The organism is Marinoscillum pacificum (assembly GCF_024714495.1).
GTDB classification, from domain to species: domain Bacteria; phylum Bacteroidota; class Bacteroidia; order Cytophagales; family Cyclobacteriaceae; genus Marinoscillum; species Marinoscillum pacificum.
This window is the reverse complement of sequence record NZ_JAMZMJ010000005.1, coordinates 208,229-227,873: the sequence shown is the minus strand read 5'-3', so window position 1 is coordinate 227,873 and position 19,645 is coordinate 208,229. Positions and strand designations below refer to the sequence as shown.

Sequence of the window (19,645 nt, the reverse complement as noted above, 5' to 3'; positions counted from 1 at the left end):
GGGCCTATTCGTGCTTTTTAGTACTTCTGTATACCCACTTCTGGATTATTGTGACTGGGTATCCTCGTAAGATTGACCTTGAGTTAACAACCCAAAATTGTGAAACAAAAAGTCAGTTTTATTGAAGTAGCCCTTAGCCTGATCATCGTCTTTATGGTGCTACTCATGATATACCTATTCTAACAAAACCAAAAATGAATGAACATGAATTTTACAACATCTAATTGCTTAAAGACCATGCTGTCTTTAGCATTGGTGCTCGTTACAGTCTATGGATTCGGTCAGGGTCGTACGATTACAGGAACGGTTACCTCTGCCGAAGATGGAGAGTCGTTGCCTGGGGTGTCCGTCTTGATTGAGGGATCCCAACAAGGAACCATTACGGATATGGATGGTAATTTCAATTTATCCGTTCCGTCTAATGATGCCGTGCTGGTATTCAGCTTTATAGGATTTAGTCAGAAGACCGTTACTGTTGGCAATCAGTCAGCTATCAATGTACAGATGGAGGTTGACATACAGTCGCTCGAAGAAGTGGTGGTCGTAGGTTACGGTGCAGTCAAGAAAAGCGATTTGACGGGTGCAGTTGCCTCTGTGAAAGCAGAAGATATCGACGCCTTCCCGGCCCTCTCTGCTGTGCAAACCTTGCAAGGTCGTGCAGCAGGGGTGCAGATCTCGGCCAACAATGGAGGTCAGCCAGGTGCCAACTTTAGTATCCGTGTGCGTGGTACCAACTCTGTCAACTCATCTTCTGAGCCAATCAGAGTGGTAGACGGATTTGTGGGAGCAGAAATGCCGCCTCCACAGGATATCGAGTCCATTGAAATCTTAAAAGATGCTTCTGCGACTGCTATTTACGGTTCCAGAGGATCAAACGGTGTGATTTTGGTGACTACCAAAAAAGGAAAGAGTGGACAAATGAAGGTAGACTTCAGCAGTTCTTACTCCGTGCAGAATACCACGAACAAATTGGATCTATTAGATGGTGAAGAGTTTGCTGGATACATTCAGAACTTTTCTCCAAACTATCAATACCTGGGATCCAACACAGATTGGCAGGACGTGATCTATCGTCAAGGATTTATTTCTAACAATCAGCTATCATTAAGCGGAGGTACGGAGGATATTCGATTCTACATTTCAGGAACATACTTTGATCAGGATGGTGTAGTGATCGGATCAGATTACAATAGATACTCTTTCAATTCCAACCTGGATATCAAAGCCACAGAGTTCCTAAAGGTAGGAGTGAACCTGTATGGTAGAAGAAGCAAAGAATCTGGCGTGAGAACACAGGAAGGCAGTGGTGGATCAGGCCAGGCAGGTGTAGTGGGTGCAGCGATGCGTTTCAACCCTGATTTGGGTATTTACAACGATGACGGGTCGTTTACGGTAGCGCAAGTAGGAGATCAAATTGACAACCCATACGCAATGGCTACTCAATACGATCGTGAGCGTGTTACTGATAGATTTCAGACCAATACGTTTGCGGAGTTGAAGTTTACCGATTGGTTGTCTTTCAAAACGACCTTAGGTATTGGGGTAACCAACACCAGAGATGGAGAGTTTTGGCCAACGACTCTTATTCGTGGAGCAGGATCTGATGGGTTCGCTTCTTTGAACGCTAGCAAATCCACCTCATTGCTGAGCGAAAACTACTTTACCATCAACAAGACTTTTGGCGTTCACAACTTTGTTTGGGTGAATGGCTATTCCTATCAGAAAAACGCTGGTGAAGGATTCAATGCATCATCTTCAGGTTTTATCAACGATGCTGGTAGATTCTGGGCATTGGTTCAGGGAGCTGAGCCAGGTACACCGTCTTCAGGTTACGGTCAGTCCATTATCAAGTCGTACTATACTCGATTCAACTACTCATTGATGGATCGCTACATCTTCACGTTCACAGCGAGACAAGACGGTGCATCAAACTTCTCTAAAAACAATAAATGGGCATTCTTCCCATCCGGCGCATTTGCCTGGAATGTCATGGAAGAGAACTTTATGCAGGGTGTTTCTGCTATCGATCAGTTGAAACTGAGAGTGAGTTACGGTGAAGTAGGTAACCAGGCGATTGGTTCGTACCAGTCGTTAGCGAGATTATCTCCATTCAATCCTCCAGTAGCAGGTTTAAATGCTTTGGGACCAACCGAACTATCGAACAGCTACCTGACATGGGAAACGACCTCACAATTTGATATTGGAGCTGATGTTAGTCTGATCAAAGGTCGAGTGAACATCGTGATGGACTACTACCAAAAGACTACTAAAGACTTGTTGTTCAGAAGAGAGCTTCCAAGCTACATCGGTGTGGATGATCAGTACCAAAACGTAGGTTCAATTGAAAACAAAGGATTTGAATTTGCGGTGAACTCTGTGAACCTGACTGGTGACTTCCAGTGGGAGAGTAGCTTCAATATTTCTACCAATAGAAACAGAATTCTGGAACTTCCTGACTCTGTAGAATACCGCAGCAATGGCCCTGGACACATGTTGTTGGGAATTACTAACGTACTAGTAGAAGGTCAGCCAATTGGCGCATTCTATGGCTACCAATATGATGGCATCTATCAGGTAGGAGATCCAATACTTCCAGGTTCAGGCTTTGAGCAAGTGCCAGGTGGTGAGAAATTCAAAGACATCAATGGTGCTGATGGCGAACCAGATGGTGAATTGAGCAATCAAGACCGTACCATCATTGGTGATCCGAACCCGGACTTTATCTGGTCTTTGGGCAACACGTTCAAGTACAAAGGATTTGATTTGAATGTCTTCTTCCAGGGGTCTCATGGTAATGACATGATGAGCTTCACGCAAATGGAGTTGGAGACCCTTTCTGGTAAAGCCAATGCATCGAAAGTAGCCTTGAGAGCATGGACTCCTGAAAACCCAAATACGGACATTCCGATGGCTTCTAGTGGCAGAACTTACAAGGTGTCTTCCAGATGGGTGTATGACGGAAGTTATGTGAGAATGAAAAACGTGGTATTGGGATACACATTCCCAAGAGCGCTTTTAGAGAATGTTCACATTCGCTCGCTACGTGTTTATGCCAGTGCACAAAACCTATTCACCATTACTGATTATCCAGGATTGGATCCAGAAGTGAGCTACCGTAATGGCAGCTCTACGAGTGGATTGGATTATGCTGGATATCCGAATGTTCGCACGTTCACCTTTGGACTTAACCTGGGACTGTAATGAAATCATTTAAAAGAAACATCATGAACCGATCATACATACTATCATCACTATTTGCACTGTGCATGCTGTTTAGCATGTCGTGTGAAGATCTGGAGGAAGATCCGGTGGGTTTATTATCTCCGGAAGGATTTTTCAAGACACCTGACGATGTGCTCATCGGAGTTTACGGAGCGTATTCATCTATAGAACACGAAGCTTTTTGGGGTAGAAAATTGAGTTTGAGCCTTATGTTACGAGGTGATATGGTGAGCATCGGTGATCAAACGACTGCTGCACGTCGAATAGAGATTGATCAGATGAACATGTCCTCCAACAATGGAATGGTGAGTGCGTTCTGGCCAAAAGGCTATCAGGCACTAGCTGCTATCAACTACGCACTGGAAGGTGCTGAGGGTATGGATGCTCCTGAAGAGCAGCTTAACCCAGCCGTAGCGGAAGGTCGTTTTTTAAGAGCCTTTATCCATTTCTACTTCGTGCGTTTGTTTGGTGAAATTCCATACATCGATGCAGCGTTTTCTGATCCGGCATTGGCCTACACCTTAGAGCAAAATCCAGTGGATAAGTCCTATGAAGGCATCATTGCAGATTTGGAGTTTGCTAAGCAATGGCTGGCAGATGTACCATCCGCGCGCTGGAGACCGGGTAAAGGCACAGCTGCAGGTTTCCTTGCTTCGGTGTATCTAACGCTTGGTGACTACCAGAAAGCGTATGAAGAAGCCAAATATGTGATTGACAATGCAGGAACATTCCAGTATGCTTTGGAAGGTGAGTTTGCAGATTTGTTTGATCCGGCTATACCTGAAAGCAGCAGAGAAGTACTATTTGAAGTAGATTTTTCGGGTAACGATGCGGCTACTTCTATCGGTGGAGGAAACCCATCTACCGATTACCTGGCTTCCGTTACCGGTCCTCGAAAAGACGAGCGTTTTGGCTTTGGCGAAGGGTGGAGTGTGGCCGTGCCTACTTTGGCGGCTTACAACACCTGGGATTCCCGAGATTATAGAAAGAGTGTGAGTTTTGATACGCTAATGACTTATCTGGGAGAAGATACGCCTTACACAGCATGGGGAGATATTCCATTGAATGTGTCTAGACCACATATTGCTAAATACTACAGAGCCCTGGGGCAATCTGGTGCTGCGTCAGGATTGAATGGACGAGATTCTGAAATAGATTTTCCGGTGATGCGTTATGCAGAGATCTTGTTGACAGCAGCGGAGGCATTGAATGAAATCAATGGTGGACCGAATGCAGAAGCGGAAGGCTATGTGAATGAGGTGCGCAGCAGAGCAAGAAGAGAACTGGATGGTGATCCTGCTAATGATCGCGCGTTCCCAGCAGATGTTACTGCAGGTATGAGTCAGGGGAATTTTAGAAACCTGGTACTGGATGACAGACGTCTGGAACTGGCGTTTGAAGGAGTGAGATGGTTTGATATCAAGCGAAGAGAACTGGGAGTGGAAGCTTTCGGTGCCTCAGGTTTGGAACAACAAGCCTTTGACCCATCCAGAGATTATTTGTTTCCTAAGTACCAAAACGATGTGGACAGAAACGAAAATCTAGACCAAAACGACCATTATTAATCAACGAATGAGACAAGCTTTAATGGTGATGCTGGCAATCAGTGTGTTCGCTTGCCAACAGCCAACTAAAACGGAGGATGCACCAGTTGCATCCTCCAAAATATTAGAAAATCCAGAACTGAGCAGTAGAGTAGAATCCATGCTGAGTTATCCTCAGGCTGCGGGAATGCCTCGCTGTTTAGAACCAGATGGTGAAGTACGCCAGGTAGGTACCCGCGACTGGACCAGTGGCTTTTTCCCAGGAGAATTGTGGATGGTCTATGAATTGTCAGGAGACGAGCGGTTCAAAAACGCCGCAGAATTCTGGACTCAAAAGATGGAACCGGAGCAGTTTGATGACCATACCCACGATACAGGGTTCAAAATCAATTGTAGCTATGGCAATGCGCTGGAGCAAACAGGCAATGAAGCTTACAAGGAAGTGATGATCCAAACAGCGAAAACGCTGAGCGGTCGATTCAGTCTGGAAGTTGGATGTACACGCTCATGGGATTTTAACAAAGACGTGTGGCAATACCCGGTGATCATTGACAACATGATGAATCTGGAATTGCTGTTTAAAGCCACACAGTTGTCTGGTGACTCCACGTATTACCACATTGCCTATGCACATGCGATGACCACTTTGGAAAACCATTTCCGGGAAGACAACAGTTCATATCACGTATTGGACTATGATCCTGAAACTGGTGAAGTATTGGGCAAATACACGCATCAGGGCTATGCCGATGAATCTTCATGGGCTCGTGGCCAGGCGTGGGGATTGTATGGCTTTACCATGGCTTACCGATTTACCAAAGAACCAAAATTCTTACTTCAGGCGGCTAAAATCCACGATTACATTTTTGGTCAATTGCCAGAAGATGATCTGATTCCTGCATGGGATTACAACGATCCGGATTTGGATAAACCCAAAGATGCTTCTGCTGCAGCGATTACCGCATCGGCATTGTATGAGTTGGCGGGATATACCAATGATGGCCACATGATTGACAAAGCCAACCAAATAGTCAATACCCTGCAGTCCAACTATTTGCACGAGCAAGCGGGAGATAAGGACGTGTTTCTGCTGGATCACAGCACTGGGAACAAGCCAAAAAATGATGAAATCGATGTGCCGATCAACTATGCCGATTACTATTTCTTAGAGGCGTTGGTCAGACAAAAGGAAACGAAATAACATGAGAAGAGCGATAGGAAGATCATACGCGTTGGTGGTGGCGCTACTGTTGGTGGCGGTGCTGACGGCACAGTCACAGGAGCGAATGACCAACATCAACGAGAGCTGGGAGTACCTGGAAAAGGATTATCAAACTCCGGATCAGGCATTGGTAAGTGAAGGATGGAGTAGGATTGATCTTCCGCATACCTGGAATGCTCTGGATGCCACCGATGTGATTCCGGGATACCGAAGAAGTGCCAGCTGGTATAAGAAATCACTGAAAATAGCGACTCAGGCGGATAAACGCTACTTCCTGTATTTTGAAGGTTCCAACATGGTCACCGAAGTGTATGTCAATCAGGTGAAAGCAGGTGGTCATGTAGGTGGATACATTGGCTTTGAAGTGGAGATCACGGAGCAACTCCGAAATGGTGAAAATGAAGTCTTGATCCGGGTGGATAATAGCTACAACAAACAGCTGATTCCTTCCAATCAATCGGATTTCTTCCTGTTTGGTGGGATCACCAGAGACCTGTGGTTGAAAACGGTGAGCAGTACCTTCATTGAAGATGTGACCATCGCTACACCAAGTGTCAGTGCTGCTGTTGGGCAAACCAACGTCCAGGTGGATGTAGATGGACCAAGCATCAAAGGCCATAAGATCAACCTAAAAGTGAAAAATCCAGCTGGAAAAGTGGTCTATACCAAAGAGACAGCTGTTCAAGATGGTCAGGTGACTTTCGAGTTTTCTGAGAAGAACCCAGTGCTCTGGGATGTGTCCAATCCACAACTATACACTGTAGAAGTAGCGCTGCTGGATGGTAAGAAACAACAGGATGCAGTGAGCGATCGCTATGGCTACCGGTGGTTTGAATTCAAAGATCATGGACCTTTTTACTTGAATGGTAAGCGACTCTTACTTCGTGGTACGCACCGACATGAAGAGTATGCGGGCATTGGTGCAGCGATACCGAATGCTATGCATCGATCGGATATGGAAGCGATCAAAGAAATGGGGGCCAACTTCGTGCGTCTGGGACACTATCCGCAAGATCCCGAGATCTACAAGGCTTGTGATGAGTTGGGGATTTTGGTGTGGGATGAGCTGCCATGGTGCCGTGGTGGCGTAGGAGATGACGTTTGGAAGGCCAACACCAAACGCTTACTCACCGAAATGATTGATCAGGACTACAACCATCCAAGCGTGATACTGTGGTCGCTGGGAAATGAAATCTACTGGTTGCCGGAATTTGAAAACGGTGATGATCCAGCCAAAATCAACGAGTTCCTTAGTGAAATCAATGACCTGGCGCATGAGCTGGATCCGTACCGCAAGACATCCATTCGCAAGTACTATGAAGGCGCAGATATCGTGGACGTGTTTAGTCCGTCCATTTGGTCTGGCTGGTATTCGGGTACTTACAAGAACTATGAAAAGGCCGTGAACAACTCCCTGAAAAAGTACAACCACTTCATTCACATGGAATATGGTGGTTCTTCGCATGTGGGTAGACACACCGAAACGCCGATTACTGGTGATGGTGAGCTGAATCCCAACGAGTGGGAAGAGCCGATCAACCAGGTGGCGGTGACCAACATTGCGCAAAGCGGAGACTGGAGTGAAAACTATATCGTGGACCTGTTCGATTGGCATCTGCGTGTATCTGAAACCAATCCTGACTTTGTGGGCAATGCACAGTGGGCGTTTAGAGACTTTGGGACGCCATTACGACCAGAAAATGATATTCCGTACATGAACCAAAAAGGACTGCAAGACCGTGCAGGCAAGCCAAAAGATGCGTACTACGTGTTCAAGAGCTACTGGTCGGAAGAGCCGTTTGCCTACATCGAGTCACATACCTGGACGGAGCGTTCCGGACCACAGGACGTGGCGAGAAACATTAGCGTGTACAGCAATGCGGCGCAGGTAGAGCTCTTCCACAATGGCAAAAGCCTGGGAGTGAAAAAACGAGACATCCAGCAGTTTCCCGCATGTGGACTGAATTGGGACCTCACGTTTGCCGAAGGAGCCAATCAGCTGAAAGCGGTGGCTATGAATGCTGCTGGCAAACAGCTGGCTCAAGATGATCTGGAGGTGAACTATACGTACACCAAAGCCGGAAATCCGGAAGAACTGGCATTGAATTACGAACTGCTGGACAATGGCCATTACCTCGTGACGGCAACAGCGCTGGACAACCATCAACAGCGGGTGTTGGACTATGAGGAAAAGGTGTATTTCCAATGCCTGGCAGGGGGTAAGGTGATAGAAAGCTATGGGACACCCTATGGAAGCTCAGTCATTGCCATGGCCAATGGGAAGGCGACCATTGAAGTAGTGCCAGAGGTAGGGGCTGAGCAGCTTTCTATGACCGTACTCAACCAAAGTTTCAAAGGAACTTTCCTGACCATCAAGCTAAAAACCAATACTAGTGCAGTGATAGATTAAATCTCTAGTCTAAAATCTCTAGTCTTAAGTCTATTGTCTTAAGTCTTTAAAAATCTTCTTCATTCATCATTAAGCCGGCTCAGGAATGGGTCGGTTTTTTTTGTTTGGAGGTGGGGAAGGAAAGTGCTTTTGTGGGAGGATGCGTACTTCTTAATATGATGAATTAAAGGTACTTGTAGTTAATTAGTATAGTGCGCTTTGATTCTTGTGATTACTTTTCGCTTCAAAAATCTGCTAGGAACAAAAATCATGTAAGAGTTCAGTAATAGCGTAATTATTGCAAATGATAGCGCAAACATTAGTCTTGTTGTAAGATCATGAATTTCACCATTAATTCGGATGTTATCGAATATTACGATTGAGAGTATTAGTCCAATAAAGATCAAATTGAGCCAAACGAAATCTTGGCGCGTTTCTGAAGATATTCGCACTGCTGTTTCTCCATTATTCATTTCTTCCATCTTGGCTAAAAATATGAGTCCGTATCCAAAATGGTCATTCGCTCTTATGACGATTTTAAAACTATTATCAGTAGTTGTTTTTTCCAGTATTTCCTTTTCATCAAGACTGTCAATGATATGTCGGATTTCTTTGATTGAAAGCGATGATCTAAGGTCTTTGTGGAGGAATTTGAGTTCAGGCATTGACTAAAATTAAACCTAAAATTTAGATTGAATGAGTTTTCAGGCATGCGACTCAGGAATGGGTTGGTTTTTTTGTTTGGAGATTTTCAGCTTAATGTCTTTTTGAAAAACTTAAGAATCACAAAGTATAGCGGTAACAAAAGCACTTGAAAGCCCAAGGAAATTATCATAGGTATTAAAATGGCGCTAGATTTAATTAAATCGACTAAGTAAAATATTAAAGCAATTACAGAGCCACCAATTCCTAACACTAAAAACCCTTTGAGATAAATAAAAGGGAAAGTTTTAAACTTTGTACGGTCTATTATTTTGCAAATCAACACCGGAGCCAGTTTACTTCTAAGTGCTTCGATTCTAACCTGAAAATAGAACTCATTAATTCTGTAGATCTCTAATCTATTTCCATTACTTAGCGGATACTTTTGTGTGCTTCCCTTTTTTATTTTACTTAAACTCTTTATGATTTTCTGGGATTGAGTTTTGTCTTGTTTAGTATGCTTCTGAGACATATTTTGGATTAAGGGAATATGATTAAAGCCGTGTCAGAGACACTATTTTCATTCATACTTACAAGTCAACCTTCAGAAGATTTGAAAGAACTAGTATGCGCACTGCTAGTGAATCATTTTAGTGTTTATCGTGGCTAGTTGTTTTAGCTTTTTAATTTTAATGTTTCTTCATCTACTCTTTCTGGATCAAAAGAAATGACATTTCCTTCCATATCATAGACAACACCGTTCTTTTGTTCATTTCGTAATCCCTCATCAATTAACAGTTTCACTGCGTCAAAGTATTCTGATCTTGTGCAGTTTAATTTGTCCATAATCTCTCTATCAACACCTGGTTTCCACGGTTGCGGTGGTAACACCATATGGACTTGCATAGCAAATTCCATTGTCACTTTTTTGCCTTCTTTTAGTTTTGCCTTCTTGATTTTCTTATACTTTACATCAACCTGCTTCCCCTTTACAATTCGTTTGACATCTCTTGTTTTCCATTCTTCAGATGCTTTAATGCAAAGCTTATTGAGATAGCTTTTTTGCATCTTTGGTCTATAATCAGATTCTGAATTAAGTGATTCCATCAAATCCCAACTAAATCTTAGTTCATCATTCGTATACTTATTCAGGTCAAATTGGACAACATCAGCTATAGAAAAATTGAAAGTTTCAAGCAATCTTGATATTGTTAAAAAGCTCAAAAACTGTCGTTTACTTTTTAAGAATCTCTCTCCCCCTCTGGCGCCAACTGGGCGAACAGTTTCTAAAAAGCTATCTGTGGATTTGAGTATGAAAGCAATTTTTGGCCAAACGTTTAAGTCTGTGGTTTGGGAAAAGACTTTTTCATAGGAGCTTTCTGATCTCATAAACCGTGATTTAAGCCTACTAGCCTGATCTGCAGATTTTAGAATTAAGTTTACAAAACCAGAGGCAATATAGAGAGGAGTAATTAATAGGTCGGATGATAATCCTTGATTCTTATAGAAATTAGTTCTCCTCTCATAATACAAATCATTCCGTTTCAACACGTCTTCAATATCCCTCTGAATTTTGTCGGTGGCGTGAAGCGAAGCAAGTTCAACTGTAGTTTGGTTATTTGTTGCTCTAATGATAGTATCTCTTACTTTTTCGTTTGAAGAGACAATAACCTTTACTAATACTGACCTATTTTTTGGATCGTTTCCTCCATTTTGAAAATGTCTGAAAATTGATTCTGAGGTTTGCAGACCATTAACTATTTGAATGTCTTGAATTTGAATTGACTTACCAATAACACTGGCTCCTGTTGCTAATATTGTCACTCCGTTATTCAGTAACCAAAAGTCAGGAGAATCTGAGTCTAAAAGAGTTTCACGAATATCTTCGTTGACTCTGTTCAGTCCCATAAAGTCTCGTACGTTGGAGTCAAATAGATATCTTCTCAGTTTACCACTATCAGATATGAAATTGTAATAGTCCTCTAGATCAACTAGAACGATGTACCGCTCGCCACTGGATAGATCTTCTTTAAAAGGTAATTCAAGCGAAAAGTTTGGAGACTTTCTATGTAATTCAATTAACTCGGAAGCACCGTGAAATAAAAACTCAGAGGAACAATTACCGAAAGAGTCCTTAGCAATTTGAGTTATTTGTTTAGATCGAGAAACAATAGAATCGCCAAGTTCTTCTGTTGAACCTCTTGAGGCATAGCAGAAGTTTATGGAAAATTGACTCAATCGAGGTGAAACTTTTCGATAAGCCAACTTTAAGTTTTCTCTGAACTTTATAACTTGCTCGGAATAGTCACCCTTCAAATTGGGACTATCGATTGTGAAATCAAGAATTTCAACCATGCTTGCAGCTAGATTGTCCAGCGGTGCTTGCTTAAATGTATCATGGTGTTTACAAGTAATTATCCACACCTCTAACACAGATCCAGATCTGGGCCATTTAAAACTTTGAGGATCAGACAAAAGATGTCCGTTTACAATAATATAAAACCCATCGATACCTCCATCATTCCTTCCATCTACACTACCATACTTAATCTCATCAGTGGAAAGGTCATAGTCTTTTAATGTCTGTTCAAATGAAAAATACTCGAATGCTTCATCTCTTTTGTTAGACGGTATTTTAAGATCGACTCTATCATCAATGATACCATCTATTAATATTTTATCGTTCTTAGCCATTTTTCCAAGAGATTATACCCAAAGTCCAAATGAAATGAGTATACGCCCAGTGGCTAGAAGCACTGAGGCTCCAGCTTGCAATGTCCTTTTAAAGTACTTAGTTCGTGTATTCAATTTAGTGTTTGTTAGAAGTCTTTATATTTCTTCTTTATCCGTAGCAACTGTTGCATTTTTAGAAATTTCAATGTTTTCCCCAAATTTAGTTCCGGAAGATGATAAACCAGATTCTAAATAAGGTCTTAGCTCTCCAGCAATATAAAATGGCTTATTTACAGTCAATTCAAAAGTTGTATTGTTCGTCCAATTTCCGCTGAGACCAGCATCAAGTTGGTTGAACTTGGCTTGTGCATCCGCACCAATGGCACTACTAAAAGAATAGGTGACATTAAGTCCTTCCACTCTTAGAGCCCTTGTTATGACGAATGTATTGTTATCTAAAATTGAAGTTAAAAGTCGACTTCCATCTTCAAGTACATCAACTTTTTCTTCAAAAATTGTTTGTTCAAGGGTAATCCATTTAAAATTGGTGATCTTGGTTGTTATGTTTTCAGCAGTGCTTAAAGTGGCACTTGCTTCAGGACTACCAACAAAATCTTTTGCAGATACCTTGCCAGAAAGTTTTTTACTCAATTTGGCCACTCCTTCGCAAGTGCCTTCATTTGAAATATCAATCATTCCTTCCCTCTCAGTTTCAGATTCAACCAACCTGGGCAACCTGAATGATAAACCGAATCCACCACCGCTTTGCTTTCTTAGTACATCACCAGGCCCAAGATTGTTGGCAGGCCCGAAAAACAGCATCTTACCAGTGAGATCATTAATAGTACAAGGTTTTACAATTGTCTGATATGCTTTTCTTGTACTAGGCGAACAAGAATTAAATAAGCTCAAAGCTACCGCCGCGAGCAAAAGCAAGATAAAATTAGTTCTCATTTTCTATAGTATTTAAGTATTTAATTGGATCAAACCATATTGCATGGAAGTCATTTATTGGATTAGTAACCAAAGATTTACTAACGTCTTGGTGAATTGTTGGTCTTATGTTTGATTCAACTTCATAATTAAACCTAATAGATTCTCCTAGAGCCAATAACCAAGAGATACGAGGAGCTGAAAAGCTTGTTCCCCCACAGTCCGTTGTACTTAAATCTCCGTAATAGCCAAGCGGGATTCCCTTAATTCGAAATGTATTTCTTGGATCTGAGATGGTTCCAGATTTGCAGTTAGCCATTAGAGAATCTGGATTAATATTGAATGCTGTTATTACATCACCTCGATCTGAAATTAAGTTCCCAAATGGAGTGTTGTTTCGAATAATATCCCTTCCATTATTTCCCGCAGAAACCACAAAAAAACCTCTTTTCACATCCGTAGTTTTTAAATGAGTTCTATTTCTCTTTGGATTCCAAGAGAAGTTAATAAAATAGGAGTTGTTCTCTCGTTGGGTTATGATATCCGCTAGATCTTGAATTGCATAAATAATACTATAATCTGTTCTTACATTTTCAGAGTTGCAATTTGAACCAATTTGTTCTGGTAATTTTTGAATAATAGCCTTGACTTGTTTGTCAATGTTGTTCAAGGTTCTTCGTTTAAGTTCAAAGTCTATACTATTAAAATTTTCGCTTAACCTATGGTCTGAAAAAATTTTATGAAGTCGAATAAGTTCAGATAGCATTATGTCCGCTCCTTGCTCCTTGGATATTGGTATATAAATTAGTTCTACTGCATGTAATTCAAGATCAAGAAAGCTCTTTATTGATGCATGGATTTGTTTTACGTGATTGCAAGTAGGTTCAATGAATTTTGGAAATTCAATTTTTAGAGGTTGCATGCCCAAACTTTCCCGACCTGTATTTATAATTCGCATCATTGATCCAAGAGATTTTTCATAATATTCCTCATTAGGCCACCCGGAATCCATAATAAATAAGTAACTCTTTCTTTTTATCCCCTTCTCAGTGACTAATGACTTGATTGAATCCAAGTCAAGATTTAATATGTAGTCATTGAATTGGTGAGCTGAAATATCATAATCGAAAAGGAATTCTAGGGGAGCATTACTTGTGGTATATTTTAACCCCATTGCTTGAATAGAATCTAACTGATCTAGAGTAACCTCAATTTCTAAATAAGTTTCTTGGGCTCCTTTTCTATTGAAGTCATCCAGACTCTCTCTATTTAAGAAAATTTGACCAGCTTCGATTGTTGATGTATAACTTAAGATTTTTGGATAAATATTGTTAAAGTTATCTGGGTTTGGTTCTGTCAATGCCCGCGGTGCAATCGTTGGAATAAGAATTTCGCCCGCTCTGACGTCTTCTGGTTTTTTATATCCGTTAATATTTAGGATTTTCTCAGATAGGAATTGGGCAGTGGAATAGAGATTTGAAAAACCGAAGTTATACTTTTCCAGAAGTAAATGAGAAATAGTTTTATCCTTTTCAAGAGTAACCTTTGTGTGTGGGAGGAGATCGGAAAGAGTATTTAATACTTGAATCGAACTATCAGAATCGTCATACGAACTATTTATTAAGATTCTTACTTTAGCCTTGCTTTCTTGACTCCAAGTCTTGCTAAAATAGAAACTAAGTAATGTGAAAAAAATGATTTTCTTCATATAGAAATATAATCATAAATATTGTTTAGCAGTTATTTATGATAAAATCTATTATATAAGTTAAATTAATTGTGATTATAATACATTTCTTGCTGCTAAAATGGCCTCTAACTATAATGTATCGTACTCTGTGCACTTATCTAAAATACCCTTTTCCCTAACACCACACAACTGAAACCACTGTGTAGGAGGTTAAATACCCTAAAGTAGGGGTGCCCGGCAAGGGAAGAGGATTCCGAGAAGAAGTAGGACGATTTTAAGTTGCTAGGTTTAAAGTTCTATGTTTTAGGTTTTTCGTGTCTAGTGTCTCAGGTCTAGCGTCTAGATGAAACCGCGGAGAAAATGAGAGAGCGGAGGGGAGGAGTTTTGGGTTGGTCGTACAGCAGAGAAATGGGGGTTTAGGTTTTAAGTTCTATGATTTGAAAGTACAAAAAGTCTAATGTCTTTTGTCTCAAGTCTATATTCTTCCGAACAAAAAAAGGCAGGACATTGCTGCCCCACCTTCACTTTGGAAATTGTTTTCTTTTAGTAGCTATATGGTCCGCCTACTGTAACGATCACATTGTCTACACTCTGTGAGTAGAACACACCACCATCCGCTTCAGTTACTTGCTGTCCGGCAGTTCCGCCAGAGCCATAGTTTCTTCTTACTGCCACACCTACACGCTGCAGATCTGTGAAAGCAAATGTGCCGAGTGCTGCATCGTCATCAAACAATGTAGCAGGAATGGAAAGGTTCCACCAGCCATTGTCATCTGCCGCAAAGCCAAGCTCTGTCAGCTCCGTTGGAGTGGGGGTAAACTCATAGTCGTCACCATCAAATCGGAAACGTAAGCCAAACAACGCGCCATCATAGTCTGCAGGCAAGTCTCCTACATTGATCTGAATGTTGAAATAGATGTCATTTTCGGATGCTCCTGCCAAAAACTCTGCATATGTACCAGCTGGTAGTGCAGAGGTGTTTTGTACGATGGTTGCATAGTTGCCAGAGATGTCTGTAGAGCTGTACCCTTCAAACTGGAAGAAGTTTCCATCGATCGCTTCAGGAAGCGCTGCAGCCTCAGACTGTACCGTTGCATCGTCAGATGTACCATAGATCGTAGATTCTTCTGGGTCTGGAGAACCCGTGAAAATACCTGTTTGCTCACCGTCGAAGGTCATCATCAGGTCAGCGTTGGTTTTGAATACATAAAACTCCACAGCATCAGTAGAAGTGGTCGTTGTACCACCCGTGTTGGTGATCGTTAAGCTACTTGCTCCAATCTCTGCACCTTCCGGAATCGTGAATTCTACGGTTTCGTCCGTAGTTCCCACTACCGTGGCTTCTATGTCACCCACTTTCACCGAAGAAACGGTCGCCATGTCGGTGCCCGTTACCGTGATGTTATCACCTACTTGTCCTGAAATAGGAGAAACAGATGCTACCGTAGCTGCACCAATCACAATCACGGTGAAGTCGCCAGCACTTTGACCAACACCTCCAGCAGTACTTACATTGATTTTGCCAGTTGAGGCCCCTTCAGGAACTGTTGCCACCACTTCTGTAGACGAGTTGGAAACAATCACCGCATTTCCTCCACCAATCGTTACGCCGGTAGCATCATCCAGGTCTGTTCCAGTAATCGTTACATTATCGCCTGGCTCACCACTGTCTGGAGAAAACGAGAGCACCACCGGGATTCGTGGATCATTCCCGCCTTCATCTTCACCGCAGCTGATCAGGTTTACAGATACAAAAGCCAGCAAGCAGATCATACTTGCCGTTTTCAATAGTCTTGATGTTTGCATTTTCATTTTTGTTAGTTGTATAATCGTGACCTTGCATAGTTACTGGCATTGATCAGCCTGATTATCCAGCAGTGGGGTAGGTGAGTACATTCTGAAAAGTTGGGTAAATCCAGAAATCTTTCGAATGAGGTGGCAGGAGTAAAATCGTACAGATTAGGTAGAGAATTGTGTACGGTATATGTATTTCGGTTAAGTGTGTATAAATTACATAGAATAATTAAATCCAATGATGAAGTTTATACACCCAATCCTCGTGTCGATGGCCATAATGGTCTCCTTAAGTGCTTGTGAGTCCAATGAATCCACTTTGATCATTTCCAATGTTGGCGATGCGTCTGTAGAAAACTTACGCGTGATTCTATCAAGAGCAGAAGTTGGTTCCACTGAAAGCGAATATTTCAAGCTTTTACTGGCCGATCAGGAGATTCCTGTACAGTTCGATGATTTGGATGGCGATGGACAATGGGATGAGGTGGTTTTTGAAGTGGATTTGGTTCCCAATGCAGATACTAAACTCATTATGAAGCCCGTGGAATCGGAGCCTAGCTACGAACCAAAGACGCAGGTGTACCTGGGTGTGAGTCCCGAGCGCAATGAGCAGTTTGCTGAACAGAATGAAGCAGTGCGACCGAAAGATCATGAGCCACAGAGTTTGCCGTATTTGTATCAATACGAAGGTCCGGGTTGGGAAAGTGATTTGGTGGCTTTTCGGACTTACTTCGATCGCCGAAATGGGAAAGACATTTTTGGTAAAACCAACCCTCAATTGTATGTGAATAACATTGGACTTTCTGATAGTTACCACGAGCTGGATGAATCCTGGGGGATGGATGTGCTGAAGGTGGGCAACTCATTGGGTTCAGGAGCATTGGCCATGCTGAAAAATGACACCATTTATCGTTTGGGTGAAACGGGCACTGCTTCCTATAAAGTGATCACAGAAGGTCCGGTGAGATCGGTTTTTGACTTGAAGTATACTGGATGGGAAGTAGCAGGTACGAACTACGATCTTACCGAACGCATCAGCATTTGGGCAGGAAAGCGCTCCTTTCAGTCTGAGATTTCGCTGGCTCCAAATGATGGAGATACGTTGCTGACCGGAATTGTGAACCTGAAAAAGGTCGGTAAGCAGGAGACTTCCTCTGGAGCTTATCAGATTCTCTATACCCATGGTGAGCAGAGTGAAAATCACGATGTTTTGGGCATGGGATTGTTGGTCCCAAACGACAACTTTCTGTCATTTGACAATGCGGACAGCATGAACAGCATCGATGTAACGGACACTTATACCTCATTGCTTCAGCCCAATCCATCTGGCAAGTATGTGTTTCACTTTGTAGCTGGCTGGGAGTTGGAAAATGCGGGCTTCAAAAATTCTGATACATTTGAAGCGGCTCTAAAAGCCGAGGCAGTGGAGCTATCGACTGCTGTGTCAGTTTCGATTCAATAAACTAGTTTGAACATACAACCGGATTTCCGGAAAAGACCTATATATGAATATGATGAAAGATAAGGTGGCTGTGGTCACCGGCGGAGGCGGTATCCTTTGCGGCGAGCTGGCTAAAACCCTGGCCAGACAAGGAGCCAAATTGGCGATACTCGATCTACGAAAAGAAGCTGCTGATCAGCTGGCAGATGAGATTACTCAAGCTGGTGGCACTGCAATAGGCGTAGCAGCCAACGTACTCGATAAAGAGGCGATGGAAGCTGCACATCAGGAAGTCTTGAGCCAGTTGGGACCATGCGATATTTTGGTCAATGGAGCTGGAGGTAACCATCCGAAAGGAACCACTTCAACGGAGCATTTCAGTCCAGATGATCTGGAAAAAACCGATCTGACTACCTTTTTTGATTTGGATCCAAAAGGCATTGAGTTTGTCTTTAACCTCAATTTTTTGGGTACACTCATTCCTACACAGGTATTTAGCAAAGACATGATTGGCAAAGAGGGATGTTCTATTATCAACATTTCTTCCATGAACGCCTTTACGCCATTGACGAAGATTCCGGCTTATAGCGGAGCGAAAGCAGCGGTTAGCAACTTCACGCAGTGGTTGGCGGTGCATTTTGCCAAAATCGGTGTGCGCGTCAATGCGTTGGCGCCAGGCTTTTTCCTGACCGATCAAAACCGTAGTTTGTTAACGCAAGCTGATGGATCCTTGACGGAGCGTGGAAATAAAATATTGAGTCAAACCCCAATGGGACGCTTTGGTAACCCTGAGGATTTAAACAGCACGCTGCTTTGGTTGTGTGATCCAGCTTCGGCTTTTGTGACCGGAGTGGTGATCCCGATTGACGGAGGATTTAGTGCTTACAGTGGCGTTTAACAACATTACAACATGGGATTAGAACAAACCTGGAGATGGTACGGACCGAAGGATCCGGTGCCATTGTCACATATACGAATGGCCGGAGCTACAGGAATAGTGACGGCTTTGCACCACATTCCCAATGGGCAAGTGTGGACGGTTGAAGAAATCAACAAGCGCAAAGCGGAGGTAGAAGCTGCAGGTCTTGTCTGGAGTGTGGTGGAGAGTATTCCAGTGCACGAAGACATCAAGAAGCGCACAGGCAACTACCTGCAATACATTGAAAATTACAATCAAAGCATTCGCAATCTGGGTAAGTGCGGAATCGACACTGTGTGCTACAATTTCATGCCGGTGTTGGACTGGACGCGAACAGATTTGGCCTATGAGTTGCCGGACGGTTCGAAAGCATTGCGATTTGATGCCGCACAGTTTGCAGCCTTTGAGTTGTTTTTATTAAAGCGACCTGATGCTGAAACAGCTTATTCCAGAAGTCAGATCATGAAGGCGGAGCAGGTATTGGATCAAATGAGTACTGCACAACGAGACTTGTTGGTGAAGAACATCATTGCGGGACTTCCAGGAGCGGAAGAAGGCTATACGCTGGAACAGTTTCAAGCAGTTTTGGATACCTATGCAGAAGTAGGAGAGCAAGGACTTAGAGCCAATCTGTATGATTTCCTGAAAGCAATTATTCCAGCTGCGGAAGAGGCAGGAGTGATGATGACCATTCACCCGGATGATCCTCCATTCCCAATTTTAGGCTTGCCACGTGTAGTGAGCACAGAGGCAGATGCTGTGCAACTACTGGATGCTTACGACAGTTTTTACAATGGTTTGTGCTTCTGCACGGGATCTTATGGCGTGCGTCCAGACAATGACCTGGTCGGAATGGTGCAGCGCTTAGGGCATAAAGTGAACTTTATTCATTTGAGAGCAACCAAACGAGATGCCAGTGGCAACTTCTATGAAGCAGATCATTTGGATGGCGATGTGGACATGTACGGCGTGATGAAAGCCCTGGTAGAAGAGCAGGAGAAGCGCAAATCAGCTGGTATTTATTACAAAATGCCAATACGTCCAGATCACGGTCACCAGATGTTGGATGATTTGAGCAAGCAAACCAATCCAGGTTATTCTGCTATCGGTCGATTGAGAGGGTTGGCTGAGCTTCGCGGATTAGAATTAGGCATTAGAAAGTCTATGGGCAAGTAA

At 42.7% G+C, this 19,645-nt stretch carries 13 protein-coding genes; 7 read left to right on the top strand and 6 right to left on the bottom strand.

From position 1 onward, the window contains the following. Positions 1 to 204 precede the first annotated feature (204 nt). The 4 genes from NXS00_RS13970 to NXS00_RS13955 are packed head-to-tail and all read left to right on the top strand — an operon-like array spanning position 205 to position 8,398. Positions 205 to 3,201 carry a SusC/RagA family TonB-linked outer membrane protein gene (locus NXS00_RS13970; protein WP_258099838.1) on the top strand — a complete coding sequence of 999 codons (2,997 nt, stop codon included), beginning with the start codon at positions 205 to 207 and terminating at the stop codon, positions 3,199 to 3,201. Then, entirely contained in the window at positions 3,201 to 4,787 is a 1,587-nt protein-coding gene (locus NXS00_RS13965) for a RagB/SusD family nutrient uptake outer membrane protein (protein ID WP_258099837.1), read from the top strand. The genes NXS00_RS13970 and NXS00_RS13965 overlap by 1 nt, the downstream gene beginning before the upstream one ends. Before the next feature lie 7 nt (positions 4,788 to 4,794). Beyond that, positions 4,795 to 5,967 (top strand): glycoside hydrolase family 88 protein, encoded by a 1,173-nt coding sequence (locus tag NXS00_RS13960; protein WP_258099836.1) that lies wholly within the window; start codon positions 4,795 to 4,797, stop codon positions 5,965 to 5,967. A 1-nt stretch (position 5,968) separates the two neighbouring features. Further along, positions 5,969 to 8,398 carry a glycoside hydrolase family 2 protein gene (locus NXS00_RS13955; protein WP_258099835.1) on the top strand — a complete coding sequence of 810 codons (2,430 nt, stop codon included), beginning with the start codon at positions 5,969 to 5,971 and terminating at the stop codon, positions 8,396 to 8,398. Positions 8,399 to 8,577: 179 nt separating this feature from the next. Here NXS00_RS13955 and NXS00_RS13950 read toward each other — a convergent pair whose 3' ends face one another. The 6 genes from NXS00_RS13950 to NXS00_RS13925 form a co-directional block, all read right to left on the bottom strand. Then, entirely contained in the window at positions 8,578 to 9,042 is a 465-nt protein-coding gene (locus NXS00_RS13950; RefSeq protein WP_258099834.1) for a hypothetical protein, read from the bottom strand. Positions 9,043 to 9,128: 86 nt separating this feature from the next. Further along, a complete protein-coding gene (locus tag NXS00_RS13945) occupies positions 9,129 to 9,551 on the bottom strand; it encodes a hypothetical protein (protein ID WP_258099833.1) in 423 nt (140 codons plus the stop codon). Between the two features lie 143 nt (positions 9,552 to 9,694). Continuing rightward, positions 9,695 to 11,713: an AIPR family protein gene (locus tag NXS00_RS13940; RefSeq protein ID WP_258099832.1), complete on the bottom strand. Its 2,019-nt coding sequence runs from the start codon at positions 11,711 to 11,713 to the stop codon at positions 9,695 to 9,697. 135 nt (positions 11,714 to 11,848) lie between these two features. Further along, positions 11,849 to 12,388, bottom strand: coding sequence for a hypothetical protein (locus NXS00_RS13935; RefSeq protein WP_258099831.1), 540 nt, complete (start codon positions 12,386 to 12,388; stop codon positions 11,849 to 11,851). Between the two features lie 247 nt (positions 12,389 to 12,635). After that, positions 12,636 to 14,333, bottom strand: a complete 1,698-nt coding sequence (locus tag NXS00_RS13930) for a S8/S53 family peptidase (RefSeq protein ID WP_258099830.1) — start codon at positions 14,331 to 14,333, stop codon at positions 12,636 to 12,638. Positions 14,334 to 14,858: 525 nt separating this feature from the next. Continuing rightward, positions 14,859 to 16,121, bottom strand: a complete 1,263-nt coding sequence (locus NXS00_RS13925; protein ID WP_258099829.1) for an IPT/TIG domain-containing protein — start codon at positions 16,119 to 16,121, stop codon at positions 14,859 to 14,861. A gap of 226 nt (positions 16,122 to 16,347) precedes the next feature. Here NXS00_RS13925 and NXS00_RS13920 point away from each other — a divergent pair, with 226 nt between their 5' ends. The 3 genes from NXS00_RS13920 to uxuA are packed head-to-tail and all read left to right on the top strand — an operon-like array spanning position 16,348 to position 19,645. Beyond that, the gene (locus NXS00_RS13920; RefSeq protein WP_258099828.1) at positions 16,348 to 17,571 is read left to right on the top strand and encodes a DUF4861 domain-containing protein; all 1,224 of its coding nucleotides are present in this window, start codon (positions 16,348 to 16,350) and stop codon (positions 17,569 to 17,571) included. Between the two features lie 49 nt (positions 17,572 to 17,620). Then, a complete protein-coding gene (locus NXS00_RS13915) occupies positions 17,621 to 18,448 on the top strand; it encodes an SDR family oxidoreductase (protein WP_258099827.1) in 828 nt (275 codons plus the stop codon). Between the two features lie 12 nt (positions 18,449 to 18,460). Continuing rightward, entirely contained in the window at positions 18,461 to 19,645 is a 1,185-nt protein-coding gene (gene uxuA / locus NXS00_RS13910; RefSeq protein ID WP_258099826.1) for a mannonate dehydratase, read from the top strand.

Excerpts from the sequence above, each read along its gene's own strand:
- NXS00_RS13970 (WP_258099838.1), top strand. The coding sequence starts at position 205 with ATGAATTTTACAACATCTAATTGCTTAAAGACCATGCTGTCTTTAGCA.
- NXS00_RS13965 (WP_258099837.1), top strand. The coding sequence starts at position 3,201 with ATGAAATCATTTAAAAGAAACATCATGAACCGATCATACATACTATCA.
- NXS00_RS13960 (WP_258099836.1), top strand. The coding sequence starts at position 4,795 with ATGAGACAAGCTTTAATGGTGATGCTGGCAATCAGTGTGTTCGCTTGC.
- NXS00_RS13955 (WP_258099835.1), top strand. The coding sequence starts at position 5,969 with ATGAGAAGAGCGATAGGAAGATCATACGCGTTGGTGGTGGCGCTACTG.
- NXS00_RS13950 (WP_258099834.1), bottom strand. The coding sequence starts at position 9,042 with ATGCCTGAACTCAAATTCCTCCACAAAGACCTTAGATCATCGCTTTCA.
- NXS00_RS13945 (WP_258099833.1), bottom strand. The coding sequence starts at position 9,551 with ATGTCTCAGAAGCATACTAAACAAGACAAAACTCAATCCCAGAAAATC.
- NXS00_RS13940 (WP_258099832.1), bottom strand. The coding sequence starts at position 11,713 with ATGGCTAAGAACGATAAAATATTAATAGATGGTATCATTGATGATAGA.
- NXS00_RS13935 (WP_258099831.1), bottom strand. The coding sequence starts at position 12,388 with ATGATTGATATTTCAAATGAAGGCACTTGCGAAGGAGTGGCCAAATTG.
- NXS00_RS13930 (WP_258099830.1), bottom strand. The coding sequence starts at position 14,333 with ATGAAGAAAATCATTTTTTTCACATTACTTAGTTTCTATTTTAGCAAG.
- NXS00_RS13925 (WP_258099829.1), bottom strand. The coding sequence starts at position 16,121 with ATGCAAACATCAAGACTATTGAAAACGGCAAGTATGATCTGCTTGCTG.
- NXS00_RS13920 (WP_258099828.1), top strand. The coding sequence starts at position 16,348 with ATGATGAAGTTTATACACCCAATCCTCGTGTCGATGGCCATAATGGTC.
- NXS00_RS13915 (WP_258099827.1), top strand. The coding sequence starts at position 17,621 with ATGATGAAAGATAAGGTGGCTGTGGTCACCGGCGGAGGCGGTATCCTT.
- uxuA (WP_258099826.1), top strand. The coding sequence starts at position 18,461 with ATGGGATTAGAACAAACCTGGAGATGGTACGGACCGAAGGATCCGGTG.